The 15,622-nt window shown below is 67.6% G+C and carries 17 protein-coding genes; 7 read left to right on the top strand and 10 right to left on the bottom strand.

Going from position 1 to position 15,622, the window contains the following annotated elements; genetic code table 11:
- Positions 1-66: 66 nt before the first annotated feature.
- Both A6B37_RS03125 and A6B37_RS03130 read left to right on the top strand, forming a co-directional pair.
- A complete protein-coding gene (locus tag A6B37_RS03125; RefSeq protein ID WP_102772010.1) occupies positions 67-546 on the top strand; it encodes a VOC family protein in 480 nt (159 codons plus the stop codon).
- Positions 547-577: 31 nt separating this feature from the next.
- A complete protein-coding gene (locus A6B37_RS03130; RefSeq protein WP_102772009.1) occupies positions 578-967 on the top strand; it encodes a VOC family protein in 390 nt (129 codons plus the stop codon).
- A gap of 15 nt (positions 968-982) precedes the next feature.
- On the opposite strand, the gene A6B37_RS03135 is transcribed toward A6B37_RS03130, so the two are convergent.
- On the bottom strand, positions 983-1,918 hold the full coding sequence (locus A6B37_RS03135; protein ID WP_111824860.1) for a DNA/RNA non-specific endonuclease: 936 nt from the start codon (positions 1,916-1,918) through the stop codon (positions 983-985).
- Between the two features lie 148 nt (positions 1,919-2,066).
- Here A6B37_RS03135 and A6B37_RS03140 point away from each other — a divergent pair, with 148 nt between their 5' ends.
- Positions 2,067-3,224 carry a GGDEF domain-containing protein gene (locus A6B37_RS03140; RefSeq protein ID WP_111824861.1) on the top strand — a complete coding sequence of 386 codons (1,158 nt, stop codon included), beginning with the start codon at positions 2,067-2,069 and terminating at the stop codon, positions 3,222-3,224.
- Here A6B37_RS03140 and A6B37_RS03145 read toward each other — a convergent pair whose 3' ends face one another.
- Both A6B37_RS03145 and A6B37_RS03150 read right to left on the bottom strand, forming a co-directional pair.
- Positions 3,225-4,073, bottom strand: coding sequence for a hypothetical protein (locus A6B37_RS03145; RefSeq protein ID WP_146747990.1), 849 nt, complete (start codon positions 4,071-4,073; stop codon positions 3,225-3,227). It lies immediately after the preceding gene.
- 82 nt (positions 4,074-4,155) lie between these two features.
- Positions 4,156-6,435 carry a DUF3604 domain-containing protein gene (locus tag A6B37_RS03150; protein WP_111824863.1) on the bottom strand — a complete coding sequence of 760 codons (2,280 nt, stop codon included), beginning with the start codon at positions 6,433-6,435 and terminating at the stop codon, positions 4,156-4,158.
- 94 nt (positions 6,436-6,529) lie between these two features.
- Here A6B37_RS03150 and A6B37_RS03155 point away from each other — a divergent pair, with 94 nt between their 5' ends.
- The 3 genes from A6B37_RS03155 to A6B37_RS03165 all read left to right on the top strand — a co-directional run bounded on the left by A6B37_RS03155 (position 6,530) and on the right by A6B37_RS03165 (position 9,411).
- Entirely contained in the window at positions 6,530-7,456 is a 927-nt protein-coding gene (locus A6B37_RS03155) for a LysR family transcriptional regulator (protein ID WP_111824864.1), read from the top strand.
- 113 nt (positions 7,457-7,569) lie between these two features.
- On the top strand, positions 7,570-8,538 hold the full coding sequence (locus tag A6B37_RS03160; RefSeq protein ID WP_102772815.1) for a tripartite tricarboxylate transporter substrate binding protein: 969 nt from the start codon (positions 7,570-7,572) through the stop codon (positions 8,536-8,538).
- A gap of 108 nt (positions 8,539-8,646) precedes the next feature.
- Positions 8,647-9,411, top strand: coding sequence for a hypothetical protein (locus tag A6B37_RS03165; protein WP_246842354.1), 765 nt, complete (start codon positions 8,647-8,649; stop codon positions 9,409-9,411).
- A 13-nt stretch (positions 9,412-9,424) separates the two neighbouring features.
- On the opposite strand, the gene A6B37_RS03170 is transcribed toward A6B37_RS03165, so the two are convergent.
- Positions 9,425-9,847 carry a hypothetical protein gene (locus A6B37_RS03170; protein ID WP_111824866.1) on the bottom strand — a complete coding sequence of 141 codons (423 nt, stop codon included), beginning with the start codon at positions 9,845-9,847 and terminating at the stop codon, positions 9,425-9,427.
- A 115-nt stretch (positions 9,848-9,962) separates the two neighbouring features.
- On the opposite strand from A6B37_RS03170, the gene A6B37_RS03175 reads away from it, so the two are divergent.
- The gene (locus tag A6B37_RS03175) at positions 9,963-10,712 is read left to right on the top strand and encodes an SDR family oxidoreductase (RefSeq protein ID WP_102772001.1); all 750 of its coding nucleotides are present in this window, start codon (positions 9,963-9,965) and stop codon (positions 10,710-10,712) included.
- An 11-nt stretch (positions 10,713-10,723) separates the two neighbouring features.
- On the opposite strand, the gene A6B37_RS03180 is transcribed toward A6B37_RS03175, so the two are convergent.
- The 6 genes from A6B37_RS03180 to A6B37_RS03205 are packed head-to-tail and all read right to left on the bottom strand — an operon-like array spanning position 10,724 to position 15,455.
- Positions 10,724-11,497, bottom strand: coding sequence for an HpcH/HpaI aldolase/citrate lyase family protein (locus A6B37_RS03180; RefSeq protein ID WP_111824867.1), 774 nt, complete (start codon positions 11,495-11,497; stop codon positions 10,724-10,726).
- Between the two features lie 8 nt (positions 11,498-11,505).
- On the bottom strand, positions 11,506-12,288 hold the full coding sequence (hpaH, locus tag A6B37_RS03185) for a 2-oxo-hept-4-ene-1,7-dioate hydratase (protein WP_111824868.1): 783 nt from the start codon (positions 12,286-12,288) through the stop codon (positions 11,506-11,508).
- On the bottom strand, positions 12,278-13,165 hold the full coding sequence (locus tag A6B37_RS03190) for a fumarylacetoacetate hydrolase family protein (RefSeq protein ID WP_111824869.1): 888 nt from the start codon (positions 13,163-13,165) through the stop codon (positions 12,278-12,280). Before A6B37_RS03190 ends, hpaH begins: the two co-directional genes overlap by 11 nt.
- Positions 13,162-14,034 carry an amidohydrolase family protein gene (locus A6B37_RS03195; protein WP_102771997.1) on the bottom strand — a complete coding sequence of 291 codons (873 nt, stop codon included), beginning with the start codon at positions 14,032-14,034 and terminating at the stop codon, positions 13,162-13,164. The genes A6B37_RS03190 and A6B37_RS03195 overlap by 4 nt, the downstream gene beginning before the upstream one ends.
- Before the next feature lie 11 nt (positions 14,035-14,045).
- Positions 14,046-14,426, bottom strand: a complete 381-nt coding sequence (locus A6B37_RS03200) for a RidA family protein (protein ID WP_111824870.1) — start codon at positions 14,424-14,426, stop codon at positions 14,046-14,048.
- A gap of 60 nt (positions 14,427-14,486) precedes the next feature.
- Complete coding sequence (locus tag A6B37_RS03205) at positions 14,487-15,455, bottom strand: tripartite tricarboxylate transporter substrate binding protein (RefSeq protein WP_111824871.1); 969 nt, start codon at positions 15,453-15,455, stop codon at positions 14,487-14,489.
- Positions 15,456-15,622 lie beyond the last annotated feature (167 nt).

Here is a 15,622-nt window from a genome sequence, read left to right on the forward strand (position 1 = left end):
GTAACGCTTGCCGGACCGGCATCGCGGCTATGCTGCACCTACCGGGACTTCGTCAGGAGAGCCGCCATGGCCAGCAAGAACACGATTTGCCTTTGGTACGACCGCGACGCGCTGGAAGCCGCGCAGTTCTACGCCCAGACCTTCCCCGACAGCGCCGTGCAGCGGGTGCTGCGCGCGCCGGGCGACTATCCCTCGGGCAAGCAGGGCGACGTGCTGACGGTGGAATTCACTGTCATCGGCATTCCCTGCCTGGGCCTGAATGGCGGGCCGGCCTTCAAGCACAGCGAAGCCTTTTCATTCCAGATCGCCACCGAGGACCAGGCCGAGACCGACCGGCTGTGGGACGCCATCGTCGGCAACGGCGGGCAGGAGAGCGAATGCGGCTGGTGCCGCGACAAGTGGGGCCTGTCCTGGCAGATCACGCCGCGGGTGCTGATGGAGGCCATCGCCGACCCCGACCCGGCGGCGGCCAAGCGCGCCTTCGAGGCCATGATGACCATGCGCAAGATCGACATCGCCGCCATCGAGGCCGCCTGGCGCGGCTGAGGGCGCCTGCGCGAACCACGGGAGCCACCCCATGAGAATCAAGCTCAACAGCATCTTCGTCGACGATCAGGACAAAGCGCTGCGCTTCTACACCGAAGTGCTGGGCTTCCAGAAGAAAAACGACATCCCGATGGGCGCGGCGCGCTGGATCACGGTGGTCTCGCCCGACGGCCCCGGCGACCTGGAACTGGTGCTGGAGCCCAACAGCCATCCGGCGGCCAACGCCTACCAGACCGCGCTGAGGAACGACGGCATTCCCGTCACCGCCTTCGAAAGCGCGGATCTGCAGGAAGACGTGCGGCGCCTGAAGGAAAAAGGCGTGGCCTTCACCGTCGACCCGACTCCGGCCGGCATGGTCGCCATCGCCATCTTTTCCGACACCTGCGGCAACCTGATACAGCTGTACCAGATGAACGGCTGAATCCGGCCGCGCGCCTCAGCCGCCGGCCGGCAGCAGCTTCAGCCCCGTGCGCCGCACGAACTCCTCGTAGCTGATCGGCGGCCCCGCGCGGGTGCCGGCGGCGTTGGCCTGCCAGTGCACCCAGGAGCGGCCCGACGTGGCGTCGTACACCACCTTGTACAGATAGCTGGGCACCGCCACGCCCGAACCGATGGTCTGCGGCCGTTCGCCGTATACCGGCCCCGTGAACACGTACACGTCGCCGGCGGCGCGCATCACGTACTTGCGGGTGTCCTGCTCGATGGCGCTCCAGGCGCCGCCGTTATGGATCTGGTTCTGCGGCACCATGTTCGCCAGCGAAAAGCTCTGCGCCATGGCCTCGGGCGTGGACATGTCGCCGGCCGGCGCCATGTGCCCGCGCGAATAGCCCGAGCCGCGGTAGTCGTCCAGCTCGGCCCGCTCGGCGCGCGGCAGCCGCGCCTCGGCGTAGAACCTGTCGGTGCGCTGCAGACCCTGGGCCTGCGTCAGCATCCGGCGGTTCAGGCGCTCGGCCACGAACACCGGCGTCTTGGTCTGGCCGTCGTGCAGGATGGCGAAGGCCGAAAAACAGATCTCGCGCAGCTTCTGGCTGCCCGGCACTTCCGGCGGGCGCGAATGCGGAAAGAACTGCCGGCACTCGGCGAACATGGTCTGGGCCGGCGCGCCGGCCGGCGCGGCCGTGGGCGCCGCCCGTTCCTGCGGCTTTGCCGTCCGTTCGTGCGGCAAGGCCGGCCAGCCCAGCCGGTTCAGCGCCTCCTGCACCGGCGCCGGAATCCGCCACTGCGGATTCAGCACATAAGTGGCCGCGCCGAAACTCGCCAGCGACGAGAACAGCAGCGCTTTCAGGAACTTCGGGAATCGGCCGCTGGAACGGGCCGTGGACCTGCTGGTGGAACGTTTCTTCCTGGGAGGGGCTTTCTTCGCGCGCGTCATTACTACCTGTGAGCTACCGCCCGGCCGCGCCTACGACCGGCTTGGCCTGCGATTGTAGATGAGCGCGCGCGCGGGACCCGGCCGTAAGCCGGCCCTTGTAGAATTTCGGCCTGCCGCGCAAAAGGCCGCGCCATACCCAACGTCTCCGATGTACGTCGATCTCCTCACCCTTTACTTCATCATCATCGGAACCCTGCTGGCCACGGCCGGCCTGACGTTCTGGGAGCATCGCACGCATCCCCGGCGCAGCCGCTCGCTGCGCATCCTGGCGGCGGGCTTCGCGACGCTGGCGCTGGGCTGCACCGCCGCGCTGTTCCGTAGCCGCGTGCCGGGCGGGCTGGGCTCGGCCGCGGCCAACCTCATCGTGCTCAGCGGCTATCTGCTGGTCATGAACGGCGCGGCCTCGCTGCGCGGCAGGCGCTACCGCGCCGCCTCCTTCGCGCTGCTCATCGTCATGGCGCTGATATGGGCGGCGGCCGGCGAGCGGGGCGAGGACCTCGTCTGGAAATACGTCAGCGCATTTCCCATCGCGCTGGTCAGCGGCATGACGGCCTGGCAGCTGCTGCGCTGCGACGAGCTGAAGGCCTACACGCCCTTGCGCATCGCCGCGGCGGTGACCGGCGTGCATGCGCTGATCTACGCCGCGCGCGCCTGCCTGCTGCCGTGGTGGGTGGCCGGACACGGCCCCGGCATACACCTGGCCGCCAGCACGCTCACCATGTACGAGGGCGTGCTGTATTCGATCCTCCTGCCCATGACCCTGCTCAAGCTGGTGCGCGAGGAAACCCACGGCCAGCTCCTGCGCGAATCGCAGACCGACTACCTGACCCGGCTGGGCAACCGCCGCTGGTTCTTCGAGCAGGGCGCGCGCCTGCTGCAGGACGCCGGAGCCCGCGCGCCGCTGGCCGTGCTGGCGTTCGACCTCGACCGCTTCAAGGCCATCAACGACCGCCACGGCCACCAGAAAGGCGACCAGGTGCTGCAGGCCTTCGCGGAAACGGCGCGCGCCGTGCTGGGCCCCGACGCCATCCTCGCCCGCATCGGCGGCGAGGAATTCGCCGCGCTGCTGGCCGGCGACGCCGCCGGCCGCGCCCAGACGCTGGGCGAATCCATCGCGCAACGCTTCGCCGGCGCTATCGCGGCCCAGGCCGACGGCATCGCCATGCCGGCCACGGTCAGCATCGGCCTGGCCCGCTACGAACGGGCCGCGCCGCCGCTGGCCGAAGCCCTGGCCGCCGCCGACCGGGCGCTGTACAGCGCCAAGGAAGCGGGCGGAAACCGGCTGGTGGCGGCGTGGCAGGCGTAGTCAATCGTCGGTGAGCGGGGCTTGCAGCTGATCGTTCAGGACGGCGGCGGACGGGCCGCTCAAGCGCATGGACCGGCCCTCGGTGGGTTCGATCACCACATTCCCGCTTACCGGGTCGAACAGGATCACCGTGCTATCGGTGGAGGCGACATGCCGGCCTTCGGCAACCAGGGCGCCGTCTTGCCAGAGGGACAGGCAGGGGGTGATCTTGGTCTTGTATTCCTGCCTGGACGGCGAGGCGTTGAGGTTGAACGGGTTCAGTCTTTCATTGCGGCCTCGTATCGGGCTGCAGAATTCCGCGGATACGACCCAGGTGTCGAAGTGCAGCAGCGCACCCTTGTATCCGGCGTAGGGAAGAATGACGAACACGGTGATTGCCATCTTCATCAGGATAATCAGCAGCCATGGAACGGCTGCGCCTATCGCCAGCGGGGTGAAGCTCAGCGCCTGCCTGCGCAGCCAACGCAGCGCCCCGGCGCCCGGCAGATTCGACAGCGCGCGCCACGCCCGGCCGCCTGCCTTTACCGCCTGATGGCGTACCTTGGGAGTACGCGCGGCGATGGCTATCAAGGTCAGCGCGAGTCCCACGCCCGCCATGGCGTAGACCAGCCAGCGAAAGTTCTCGGTCTCGTGCAGCTTGTCCGCCATTTCCATCCAGCCGGTGAGCGCATGGCGGGACAGATGCAGCAGGTCCAGCGGCGAGCCGTAAGTCAATTCGGCGGGAATGCCAAAGCGGGTTTCGATCGCATTGGCGGCGCCATAGCCCAGCAGCGACAACGCGACGGCGCCCGCCAGCACCGCCGACGGCACGCCTATCGCCAAGCCATGGATTGCGCCTTTCTCTGCCATACCCCAACTCCTGTCGTCTTAAAAGGATGTGGGGTATTTACGGTAGTTTCGTCGCAAAGAAAAGCCCGAAGGGCGGATATCGCTATTTTTCGCGCGTTCCCGATACGTTCGAGACGCGCTCCACATAGATCGGGCTGGAGTAAATGAAAAACCCGTCTTCGGTGGTGATGCGCAGGTACACCGCATTGTCGGGGCCCGTGTGCAGCGGCACGCGAACGCGCCCCTGCATGCGCCGCGCCGGATTCTCGTCGGGCAGGCGACAGACCTGCAGCCGGCGCCGGATGCCGCCGTTTTCCACCACCACCGGCTCCAGGCCGATCCGGTCGACGGCGATCTCGGTCTGCACGACCGGCGTGTCGATCTTCAGCACGCCGGCCTGCGGATCGCGCAGTCGCACGTCGATGCCGCTGAAGCCGCCGGTGGTCAGCGAGCGCCAGCTCAGCATGTCGGGCCGCGGCTGCTCCAGCGTCTTGTCCAGGTTCCAGAAATTGATCGGCTGCGGATCCACGAAGGCGTTGCCTTCCAGCGTGGCGCTGCCGTCCCACACCGTCTGCCGGCCGCGGCCGCGGTACTCCGATCCTTCCCACACGATGCGGATGCGGCTGCCCAGCGCGGCCTCGTCGTAAGGCGTGAGCGTCTGCACCACGTCCATGCGGTTGCGGACCTCCACGCGTTCGATGGGGCCGTGGGTCAGCACTTCGAAGGAAAACTCCAGCGCGTCGCCGTCGCAGGACAGGATGGCGCCCATGTCGGCTTGCGTGACGGGCTCCAGCGTCACCGGCGCGCCCAGCTTGGGATCGTCGGAATAGCGCAGCGCCGGCCGTTCGAAATGCGCCTGTACGTCCAGATAGGCGCGGCAGCCGGTGGTGGCGTAATGGCGGCGCTGGCGCAGGCATTCGGCGATGGATTGGCGGGTCAGCCCGTCGGCGATCAGGCAGCTCAGGCCGCCGTACGCGCCGAACAGGGACGCGCCGGGGTGGCTGGCGCCATGCCGGCCCTTGTGCCCGTCGCTGTTGGCCAGGATGCCCACGCGGTAGCCCAGCCGGAACGCATCCTCCAGCAGCCACTCGAAAGTGCCCCAGTCCGAATGGATCTCGATCGAGCGTTCCAGTCGCGCGTCGTGCGAGCGCGTGATGTCGGCGTAGCGCCCGCCAATATGGGCGAACACCACCACGTCCTCGTCCTTGAGCGCATCGAACAGCGCGTCAGCGTCGTTGGCGTCCAGCGCCAGATCCGACAGATCGTCGATCAGCGCGTGCGAGGAGCGGTGGATGGGGCGGCCCTCCTGCAAATACAGCACGTTGCGGTCGCCGCCCAGGCCGGTGTTGCCCGACCATTCGTAGCCGGGAAAGATGATGAACGCGCCGTCCTGGTTGTATTTGGCCGTCAGCGCGTTCAGGTGTTCCCAGAACGGCGTGGTGATCTGGAAGTCGTTGCCCTGGTGGCTCATGACGTCCAGAAACGCGCGGTCGCGCGCGAACAGGATCAGTTCTTCCGCCGAATTCGTGCCTATGGTTTCCTCCGACTGTCCGTGCAGATCGGCCCAGTAATGACCGCGCCTGCCGTCGCCGGCCGGCACGATCCGGCACGGCGTGCTGTGCGCCACCGGCACCCCGTCGCGCAGCACCTCGATGCGCAGTTCTCCTGGGGCCTGCGCCATCAGCCCTTCGAGCCGCAGCGCATGCTGGCCCTCGCGCATCGAGAACGAGGCGGGCAGGCCCTGCAACGGCAGGCTGCTGCGCAGCGTGAACTCGCCCGAAACGCGGTCGCTGGGGTTGCCCCACTTGTCTTCGCCCTTGAAACCGAGGCTGAACGGCTCGCCGGCCGCCGCCTGGCTCGGCAGGATCGCCTTGTACGCCACCGGCGGGCCGGCCACCACGGCGATGGTGGGGGAGTTCTCCAGCTCCACGTAGTTGTAGGTGGCGAAGGCGTCCACCAGCACCTTGAACTCGAAGGTCGGTTCGCTGAAGGTCTGCACCCGCATGCCGGGCGAGCCCTGCCGCGTGTCGCCGAAACGCACCACGATGCGGTCGCCTTCCTCCAGATAGCCGCGCACCACCCGGATGAACAGCGTCTTGTCCCAGGGCCGGATGTTGCGCTTGCCGTCGTACTCCACCTGCAGCACCGCGCCGTTCGAAGCCTCCACGGTGGTGTAGTTCCAGCCGTCGGGCCGGTCGAACTGCGGCTTGCCCATGTCGCTGGCGAAGCGGTGCACGATCTTGATCGACCCGGTGTCGTCGATGCCGAAATAGCCGGCGGTATAGGTCAGCGTGAACGAGGCCAGGCTGCCCGCTTCGAAGCGGCCCGACGGTTCGACGACGGCCGATCCCATGCGGTCGGCGGCGTAGGAGGAGTGCGGCATTGCGGTTCCGTGCGCAGGTTAGGGAAATCCCATCTTAGGGAGCGCTCGGGCATGTAGCTATAGTATGGAAACTATTCCATCATGACGTCATGGCATGTCCGATCCGGTCGAATCCGTCTCGCTGCGCCAGCTGCGCGCGCTCGTCGCGATAGGCGAAACCGCCAGCTTCACCGCAGCCGGCGAACGCCTGGGGCTGTCGCAGCCCTCGGTCAGCCACCTGATCCGCCGGCTCGAAGCCGAGGTCGGCCAGCCGCTGGTCGTGCGCGGCCGCGAGGTCTCGCTCACGCGCGACGGCCAGGCCATGGCGGACGTGGCGCGGCGCGCCATCCTGGCCATCGACAGCGCCATCCAGGAAAGCCGCGAACATTCCGAACTGAAGCTGGGCAAGGTCATGGTCGCGGTCGGCCACGTCACCGCCGCCACCTTGCTGCCGCACGTGCTCATGGAATTCCACCAGCGCCACCCCCAGCTCGACCTGATCGTGGTCGACTGCATGGTGCAGCAGATCCGGACCCGGCTGCTCTCGCACGAGGCCGACGTCGGCCTGGGCGCCGTCATGCCGGACGACGACTCCCGCATCATGGTCGAACCGCTGCTGGACCGCGGCGTCGCGCTCTTCGTGCGCGCCGACCATCCGCTGGCCCGCTTCGAGGAGGTCGACGCCAAGGTGCTGGCCGAACTGCCGTGCATCCAGCTCAATCCGGAAGCTCCGCCGTGGCTCAGCATCAGCCGGCGGCTCATCGCCGCCGACATCTACCCAAGGGTGGAACAGCGCGTCGTGCTGCTGTCCACGGCGATAGGCCTGATCCAGGCCGGCATGGGCGTGGCCATGCTGCCGCAGATCGCGCACGGACAGATGCCGGCCGGCATCAAAAGCATCGCGCTGCGCAACCCCAGCCTGCAATGGCCGATCTCGATCGCGCGCCAGGCCAACTACCCGCTGTCTCCCGCCGCCCAGGCCTTCGTCGCCGTGGTCCGCTCGGTATCGCAGCGGCTGCGCCGCGAAGCCGCCATGCCATGATGGCATGACGCTATAGCACCCCGCCTATTCTGCGGGCGGGCCGCCTCGGATACGCTGCTTCGCATCATGCAATGCCGCATGGTTTCCACAGCAAGCACCACCGCGGAGGCATCATGAAAGCACTACTGGCGGCCCTCCTGGCCTTTGCGGGGTTCGGCGCCATGCCGGCCGGCGCCGCGCCGTTTCCCGAACGTCCCATCACCCTGGTCGTGCCGCTGGCGGCGGGCAGCACGGCCGACATCCTGGCGCGCGCGGTCCAGCCCGGCTTGAGCCAGTTGCTGGGCCAGACCGTGGTGGTCGAGAACCGGCCCGGCGGCGGCGGCCAGATCGCCATGAACTATGTGGCCAAATCGGCCCCCGACGGCTACACGCTGGTCCTGGGGTCGAACAACACCTGGGCCATCAACCTGGGCCTGTTCTCCAAACTGTCCTACGACCCCACCAGGGACTTCGTCCCGGTGGCCTACCTGGCGGGCAGTTCCAACGTCCTCATCGTGCCGGCCGACAGCCCGTACCGCTCGGTGCGCGAACTGGTCGCCGCCTTGAAGGCCCAGCCGGGCAAGCTGATGTATTCCTCCGGCGGCAATGGCACCACGCACCACCTGTCGGCCGAACTGCTGCTGTCCATCACCGGCGCCCAGGCCGCCCACATTCCCTATCGCGGCGCGCCGCAGGGCGTGGCCGCCGTCATGGCGCACGAAGTCGCGTTCGCCTTCTACAACACCCCCAGCGTGTCCGGCCTGGTCAAGGAAGGCAAGCTGCGCGCGCTGGCCGTCACCGGACAAGCCCGGTCGCCGCTGCTGCCGGACGTGCCCACCATGATGGAGGAGGGCGTGCCGGGTTACGTCATCACGGTGGACCTGGGCCTGATGGCGCCCGCCGGCACCCCGCCCGACGTCGTCGCCAGAATCAACGCGGCCGCGCGCAAGGTCATGGATGGCGACGAACAGCGTCGGCGCCTGCAGGCGCTGGGCTATGAGATCTTCCACGACGGTCCGCCCAGCGGGCTGGCGGCGTTCATCCAGGCGGATATCGCCAAATGGGTGCCGTTGGTTGAACGGTCCGGCGCCAAGGTGGATTGACGCCCGGTTCCGACGAGGTCCTCGTCGCCATGTTAAAAAGGCGCGCCCGAACCTCGAACGAACGCGTCGTCCATGTCCGAACACCACCAGTTTCTTTGCCCACGCGATATGCATTTGCCGCCGCCGGACTGGCGCGCGCTGGAAGCCAGGCTGCTGGAAGGGGGATACGTGCTCGAACCGCGCGGCGACCGCATCCCGTATCGCGCATTGCTGAACCTGAGCTTCGGCCTGGCCGGCCTGAACGAAGGGTCGTACCAGCACCGGGACGGCCTGCGCACGACGGGCGACGTGATCGCGATGTACGTGCAGGCGGGACACCTGTCGGCGGACCTGCCCATACGCCATAACGACACCATGGAAGAGGCGCTGGCGCTGCTATCCCAGCGCGGTATCGTGCCGGGCGACCTGTATCTGGACAACGAGGGCAGCGATTGGAACAGCCCGCAATACTGCCTGGGCCCGGCGGCGCGGCCGTACCTCAACGCCGACACGCGCGCCGCCTATGACGCCGACCCCAGGCATTTTCCGCTGATGCTGCTGGCTTATGACGGCCCCGCGCCGCACGTGGCGGTCGGCGAAAACCTTTCCGAGCCCAGCCTGCCGGGTTCCGACAAACTGCTGGAATCCATGCCGCCGTTCGACTCGCACGTCGACTTCATCGGCGCCGCCTACGAAGACCCGGCCGCGCAATGGCATTGCCCGCAGGATGGCCGCGACTACCGAATCCTGGAACTGGACTGGCAATACAGCCTGGCGATGGGCTTTCGCCTGATCCGCACCGAAGGCCTGGATGACGGCAGCGCGCGCGGGCTGGCGGGGCTGATGGAGGCGCTTGCCGGGCAGCCCATGGTTTGCAGCCACCGCCATCTGTAGAGACCTGCTGCCTTTATTTCTCGTTACGCCAGGCGCTGCGCCGCCGCGATCGCGGCTTGGGTATCACCCCCAGCCGCGGATCGCGCGCCAGCGCAAGCCCGACCAGCTTCTGCGCGATCGCCTCGAAAGACTCGTCCGTCTGCGGCAGGTACAGCCACTTGCCCAGCACGGGATGCGGCTGCAGGGCTGGCAGCTCGGCCATCAGCGCCGCGTGCCGTTCTTTCGACGTGCACACCAGAATGCCGCTCCACGGATCGTCGCGGTCCGCGGCCACCAGGTACAGCGCCTCATCCAGGTAGGCCGCGTCGCAGCCGAACATCTTGCGGTGGGCGTAATTGGCGTCGCGCTCCAGGGGTTCGAGAATCCAGAGGAGCGAGTTCTGGCGTGCGGGCTGTCGCCGTTTCGGCGGGGCGAATGGATCGGGGCGGTTGCGCATGGGGTTTCCGCGTGCGGCTTGCAGGGAGAGCGTCGAACGGGCCGCAAGAACCGGATATCCGTCTCGGCCAACGCTCCGGACAATGAAGATACACCATTCATATCGGAGCGCCGCCATGGGGTTGCTGCAGGATAAAGTCGCCATCATCACGGGCGCATCGTCGGGAATCGGGCGCGCCGCCGCGCTCTTGTTCAGCGCGCAGGGCGCCGCCGTCGTCTTGAACGCCAGGGGTGAATCGGCGTTGGAGGAGGTGGCCGCGCGCATTCGCGGCCAGGGCGGAAAGGCGAGCGTGGTCGCCGGCGACGCCTGCCGGCCCGAGACCCACAGACGCTTGATCTCAGCGGCGGTCGCGGAATTCGGCGGCCTGGATATCGCGTTCAACAACGCCGGCGCCACCGGACCCATAGCGCCGCTGGCCGATATTGCCTTTGCCGACTGGCAAACGACGATAGCGGCGAACCTGCATTCGGCGTTTCTGGGCAGCGCGCATCAGATCCCCGCCATGCTCGAGCGCAAGGGCGGAGCGATCATTTTCACGTCCAGCTTTGTCGGCACCAGCGTGGGACTGCCCGGCATGGCGGCCTATGCGGCCGCCAAAGCGGGGCTGATGGGACTGGTCAAAGGCATCGCCGCTGACTATGGCGACAAGGGCATCAGGGCCAACGCGCTCCTGCCCGGCGGCGTGGACACGGCGATGGCGGGCGACAGCGCGCAGAAGGAATGGGCGGCGGGACTGCACGCGATGAAGCGGATCGCCCGTCCCGAGGAGATCGCTTCGGCCGCCTTGTTTCTGGCGAGTTCCATGGCGAGTTTCGTCACGGGTTCCGCCTTGTTCGCGGACGGCGGGAATGCGGCGGTGAAGTGAGGGCAGGTGTGCTAGCCAGGGGCGGCAGCGAACCGCGCCGCGAGCTGGTCGCAGTGCCGCGCCAGGATCGCCGCATCCACGCCCACCGCCGTGTATAAACTTCCCGCGGCCATGTACCGCCGCGCCAGCGTCTCGTCCGGCGTCAGCACGCCGGGCGCCTTGCCGGCCGCGCGTACCCGCCCGATGGCGCGTTCGACCTCGGCGACCACCTTCGGATGCTGCGGTTCTCCGGGATAGCCCAGGCTGGCGGCCAGGTCCGCCGGCCCGATGAAGACGCCGTCCACGCCGTCCACCGCGATAATGGCGTCCAGGTTCTCCAGCGCCTCGCCGGTCTCCGCCTGCACCAGGAGGCACAGCTCGTCCTCGCAGCGGCGCATATAGTCGGGCACCCGGCCATAACGCGTGGCGCGCATGGTGCCGCTGACGCCCCGCACGCCGCGCGGCGCGTAGCGCATGCCGGCCACCGCGCTCTCGGCTTCGGCCGCGTTCTGCACATAGGGCAGCAGCAGGGTCTGCGCGCCGATGTCCAGGTATTGCTTGATCTGGACCTTGTCGTTCCACGACGGCCGCACGACGGGATGGCTGCGATAGGCGGCCGCGGCCTGCAATTGGGCCATTACCGTCGGCAGCAGCGCCGGCGTGTGCTCGGTATCGAGCAGCAGCCAGTCGAAGCCGCTGGCGGCAACCAGCTCGGTGCTGTTCGGATGCCCGAGCGTGACCCACAGGCCGGTCTGGTGGCGTTGTTCGCGCAGCGCGCGCTTGAAAGGATTGACGGGAAGTTCCATGCGGCGTCCTAGGAAAAATGGACCGAGATGCTGCCCAGCTTGCCGTAGTCGGCATGCAGCGTGTCGCCGCTCTTGACCGCCACCGTGCGGGTGAACGACCCGGCCAGCACGATCTGGCCGGCGGCCAGGCCGGTATCGTGCTGGGCCAGCTTGTTGGCCAGCCAGGCGATGCCCAGCGCCGGGTGCCCCAGCACGGCGGCGGACACGCCCGATTCCTCGATCACGCCGTTTTTCAGGAGCAGGGCGCCCACCCATCGCAGGTCGATGTCCAGCGGCCGCACGGGCCGGCCGCCCAGCACGATGCCGGCGCAGGCGGCGTTGTCGGCGATGTTGTCGACAATGCGGCGCGGATACTTGCTGCGTCCGTCTATCAGTTCCAGCGCCGGCACCACATAGTCGGTGGCGTCCAGCACGTCGAACAGGCTCACGTCGGGACCCTGCAGCGGCTTGCCCAGCACGAAAGCCAGTTCCACCTCCACGCGGGGCACGATCAGCCCGGCGGTGGGAATGGTCTCGCCGTCCTGATAGAACATCGTGTCCAGCAAATGCCCGTAGTCCGGCTCGTCGATACCGACCGTGCTTTGCATCGCCTTGGAAGTCAGGCCGATCTTGTGGCCGCGCAACCTGGCCCCCGCGGCGAGTTTCTGGTCGATGATGCGCTTCTGGATCGCATAGGCGTCGGCGATCTCGATGCCTGGAAAAACCTGGTCGAGTTGCGTGGTGGGTACGCCGCTGCGTTCCGCCTCCAGCAGGAGGCTGGCGGCGCGGATGCGGTCGTCTTCATTGAGCATGGCGGGTTCCTTGCGCGGGCGCGGCCGACTCGTCAGCCACAGGGTTGGACAGGATGCCGATGCCGGCCACTTCCACCTCGACCACGTCGCCCGGCTTCAGGAAGCGCGGCGGCGTGAAGCGCACGCCGGCGCCGATAGGGGTGCCGGTGGAGATGACGTCGCCCGGCTTGAGCGTGGTCCAGATGGAGATATAGCGGATCAGTTCGGCGAAGGGGAACATCAGGTTGTCGGTGGAGTCCTGCTGGCGCAGCTCGCCGTTGACGCGCGTGCGCACCGTCAGCGGTGCGGCGGGGTCGAACTCGTCGGCCGTCACCATCCATGGACCCATCGAACCGCTGGCGTCGAAGTTCTTGCCCTGGGTCACGTTGAATTTGCCGTGCCTGACCCAGTCGCGCACCGTGCCTTCGTTCAGGCAGGTCAGGCCGGCGATGTGACTCCAGGCGTCTTGCGCGGCGATGCGCCGGCCGGTCTTGCCGATGACGATAGCGATTTCGCCCTCGTAGTCGAGCTGCCCGGACTCCGGCGGGCGCAGCAAGGGCTCGCCGTGCCCCACGAAAGAGCCCGGAAAGCGCGGGAACACGCTGGGATAGGCGGGCGGCGCGCTGCCGTCCTGGTACTCCTCGTTGCGTTTGCCGTAGTTCACGCCCACGCAGATGATCTTCTCGGGCGCGGGAACCGGCGGCAGCAGGCGCACCTGACTCAGCCGGTGCGTGACCGGCAGCGAGCCGGCCAGGCGCGCCAGGGCGGGCAGGGCGCCTGCTTCCAGCGCGGCGCGCAGGCTGTCGTGGCCCTGGCCATCGAGCGCAACAATCTCGTCCTGGCCGCGCAGGGCGCCAAAGCGCGCGCGGCCTTCATGGGTGAAGCTGAGCAGTTTCATTCGTCGAATCCAAAAAGGCGCGCGGGGTTGTCGACCAGAATCTTCCTGAGCGTGGCGTCATCGCCTGCGTAGCGCGCCAACTGGTCCAGCAGCCTGCCCTCGTCCGGCGTCGCCTTGACCGACACCGGATGCGGCCAGTCGCTGCCCCAGATCACGCGATCGGGGTTCGCGGCGATCAGCGCCTGGGCCAGCGGAATCACGTCGTCCCAGGGCTCTCCCGTGCGCGACAGCTTCTCCGTCAAGGACAGCATCACCCAGAAATTGCCGCGGGCCAGCAGCGATTCCAGGCTGCGCCGCGTGGGATCGGCCGCGCCCGCGCCCGGATCGGCGCGGCCCATGTGGTCCAGCAGCACCGGGATGTCCAGCGCTTCGAACTGCTCCATCTGCGCCATCATGCCGTCGGGCTCCGGCTGGAACTTGGCGTACCAGCCCAGCTCGCGGATGCGCGCGATGGCGCGGTCGAACACGGCCGGCGCCATGCTGATGCCCAGCCCCTGGCGCGTGAAGCGCGCGCCGCGCACGCCCGCGTCGTGCAGCTTCTGGATGTACGCGTCATCGCGCTCGGCCAGCACCACGGCATTCGCGCAGCCGCGGTACGACGGGCCGGCCGCGGCGAGACCGTCCAGCACGACCTGGTGGTCGGCGCCATATGTGGTGGCCTGCACGATCACGCCGCGCTCGATGCCGAGCAGCCGGTGCAGGCCCAGCGCCGTCTCGATCGTTGCGTCAGGCATTTCATACGCCGCGCCCGGACGCACCGGATAGCGGTCCGCCGGCCCGAATACATGAAACTGGCTGTCGCACGAACCCGGCGGCAAGCGATACGCCGGCGCGGTCGGATGGGTATGGAAGTGTTGGTATTGCGTCATCGCCGGTTCCCTTATCCGATCACCGCGACGAAATCGCACTCGATGAGTTTGTCGCCATCCAGATCCGCCTGCATGGTGTGGCGCGCCGGGCGATCCTGCGCATCCGGAAACGCTTGCAGCCACGCCGCGTTCAGCGCCGCGCGCTGGGTGCGGTCGCGCATCCACACTGTCATCTTGGCGATGTGGCCCAGTGTGCCCCCGGCTGCTTCCACGATGCGGCGCACGTGATCGAACATCAGTTCGCACTGGCGTTCCAGCGATGCGCCGTAAGCGCCCGTCGCCGGGTCGGTGCCCTGGATGCTGCCGGAATACAGCATGGGGCCGATCCGGCAGGCGGCGGGAATGGGATTCTTGTGGCTGAAGCCTTCGGCATAGATGCTGCGTCTGCTCATGGCGGATTCCGTATCGGGAAGGTAAGGGAAAGGCGCGCCGCGTCGCGGGCGCGTCCGGATTCAATTCGCCGTAATGCCGGCGCGCTTGATGATCGGCGTCCAGCGCGCGTCTTCCGCGGCCAGGTAACGCGTGAATTCCTCAGGCGAACTGCCGCGCGCCTGCGCGCCCAGCTCGTCGAAACGCTGGATGATTGCCGGCTGCGCCAGAATCTTGCCCAGCGCCGCGCTCAACTTGTCCAGGACCTCGGGTGGCGTGCCCTTCGGCGCCAGCAGCCCGGTGAAAGTGGACGCCTCCATGCCCTGCACGCCGGCTTCCGCGAACGTGGGAACGTCGGGCATCGACGGCACGCGCTCGGCGGTCGTGACCGCCAGCGCCCGCAGCCGCCCGTCCTTCACGTAAGGCAGCGCCACCGAAATCTGATCGAAATTGAAATCCACCTGGCCACCCAGCAGGTCCGTCGTGGCCGGCGCGTTCCCCTTGTATTGCGCCGTCGTCCAGCGCGCGCCGGTCAGCGACTGCAGCAGCTCACTCACCAGATGGTTGGTCGTGCCGGCGCCCGGCGACGCCATGTTCAGCTTGCCCGGCTCCTTCTTCGCCAGCGCCAACAGCTCTCCCAGGTTCCTCACCTTCAACTCGGGCCGCACCTGCAGCACCAGCGGCGTGAACGAAACCGAACTGATAGGCGCAAAATCCCGATCCCACCTGTATGCGTCGCGCTTGAAAATCAGCGGCGAAAACAGCAGCGGACCATTCGCGGCCATGAACAGCGTGTACCCGTCCGGGGCCGAGCGGGCCACCTGTTCTCCGGCGATCATGCCGCCCGCGCCGGGCTTGTTTTCGACGATGAAGGGCTGGCCCAGCGCCTCCTGCAGCCCCGGCGCAATTAGCCGCGCCGCCACGTCCACATTGCCGCCGGGCGGGTAGGGCACGACGATCTTCACGGGCTTGTCGGGCCAGGCGGCATGGGCCATCGAGGTAAGGACGGTCAGCGCCACAGTGGCGCAGGCGCGCAGCGCGTTGCGGTTCATGGTCAGTCTCCTGTGCGTGTCATCGCGTTTTGCTTGTTTGATGACACTCTAGGAATTCCCGCCATGCCGGACAACGCCAATTTGGAGAAAAGTTCCGAATATTGGACTAATTTGAGATAGAGCTTCCGCAGGCATGTTCCGGCTTGTGCGGTCTACGCCGGAAAATA

Source organism: Achromobacter sp. HZ01 (assembly GCF_003267925.1).
Lineage (GTDB): Bacteria > Pseudomonadota > Gammaproteobacteria > Burkholderiales > Burkholderiaceae_B > Achromobacter > Achromobacter pulmonis_A.

Coding starts and splice junctions, on each gene's coding strand:
- A6B37_RS03180 (WP_111824867.1), bottom strand. CDS start 11,497: ATGGAACTTCCCGTCAATCCTTTCAAGCGCGCGCTGCGCGAACAACGC.
- A6B37_RS03195 (WP_102771997.1), bottom strand. CDS start 14,034: ATGACGCAATACCAACACTTCCATACCCATCCGACCGCGCCGGCGTAT.
- A6B37_RS03150 (WP_111824863.1), bottom strand. CDS start 6,435: ATGCCGCACTCCTCCTACGCCGCCGACCGCATGGGATCGGCCGTCGTC.
- A6B37_RS03155 (WP_111824864.1), top strand. CDS start 6,530: ATGTCCGATCCGGTCGAATCCGTCTCGCTGCGCCAGCTGCGCGCGCTC.
- A6B37_RS03205 (WP_111824871.1), bottom strand. CDS start 15,455: ATGAACCGCAACGCGCTGCGCGCCTGCGCCACTGTGGCGCTGACCGTC.
- A6B37_RS03200 (WP_111824870.1), bottom strand. CDS start 14,426: ATGAGCAGACGCAGCATCTATGCCGAAGGCTTCAGCCACAAGAATCCC.
- A6B37_RS03145 (WP_146747990.1), bottom strand. CDS start 4,073: ATGGCAGAGAAAGGCGCAATCCATGGCTTGGCGATAGGCGTGCCGTCG.
- A6B37_RS03170 (WP_111824866.1), bottom strand. CDS start 9,847: ATGCGCAACCGCCCCGATCCATTCGCCCCGCCGAAACGGCGACAGCCC.
- A6B37_RS03160 (WP_102772815.1), top strand. CDS start 7,570: ATGAAAGCACTACTGGCGGCCCTCCTGGCCTTTGCGGGGTTCGGCGCC.
- A6B37_RS03175 (WP_102772001.1), top strand. CDS start 9,963: ATGGGGTTGCTGCAGGATAAAGTCGCCATCATCACGGGCGCATCGTCG.
- A6B37_RS03135 (WP_111824860.1), bottom strand. CDS start 1,918: ATGACGCGCGCGAAGAAAGCCCCTCCCAGGAAGAAACGTTCCACCAGC.
- A6B37_RS03130 (WP_102772009.1), top strand. CDS start 578: ATGAGAATCAAGCTCAACAGCATCTTCGTCGACGATCAGGACAAAGCG.
- hpaH (WP_111824868.1), bottom strand. CDS start 12,288: ATGCTCAATGAAGACGACCGCATCCGCGCCGCCAGCCTCCTGCTGGAG.
- A6B37_RS03165 (WP_246842354.1), top strand. CDS start 8,647: ATGCATTTGCCGCCGCCGGACTGGCGCGCGCTGGAAGCCAGGCTGCTG.
- A6B37_RS03125 (WP_102772010.1), top strand. CDS start 67: ATGGCCAGCAAGAACACGATTTGCCTTTGGTACGACCGCGACGCGCTG.
- A6B37_RS03140 (WP_111824861.1), top strand. CDS start 2,067: ATGTACGTCGATCTCCTCACCCTTTACTTCATCATCATCGGAACCCTG.
- A6B37_RS03190 (WP_111824869.1), bottom strand. CDS start 13,165: ATGAAACTGCTCAGCTTCACCCATGAAGGCCGCGCGCGCTTTGGCGCC.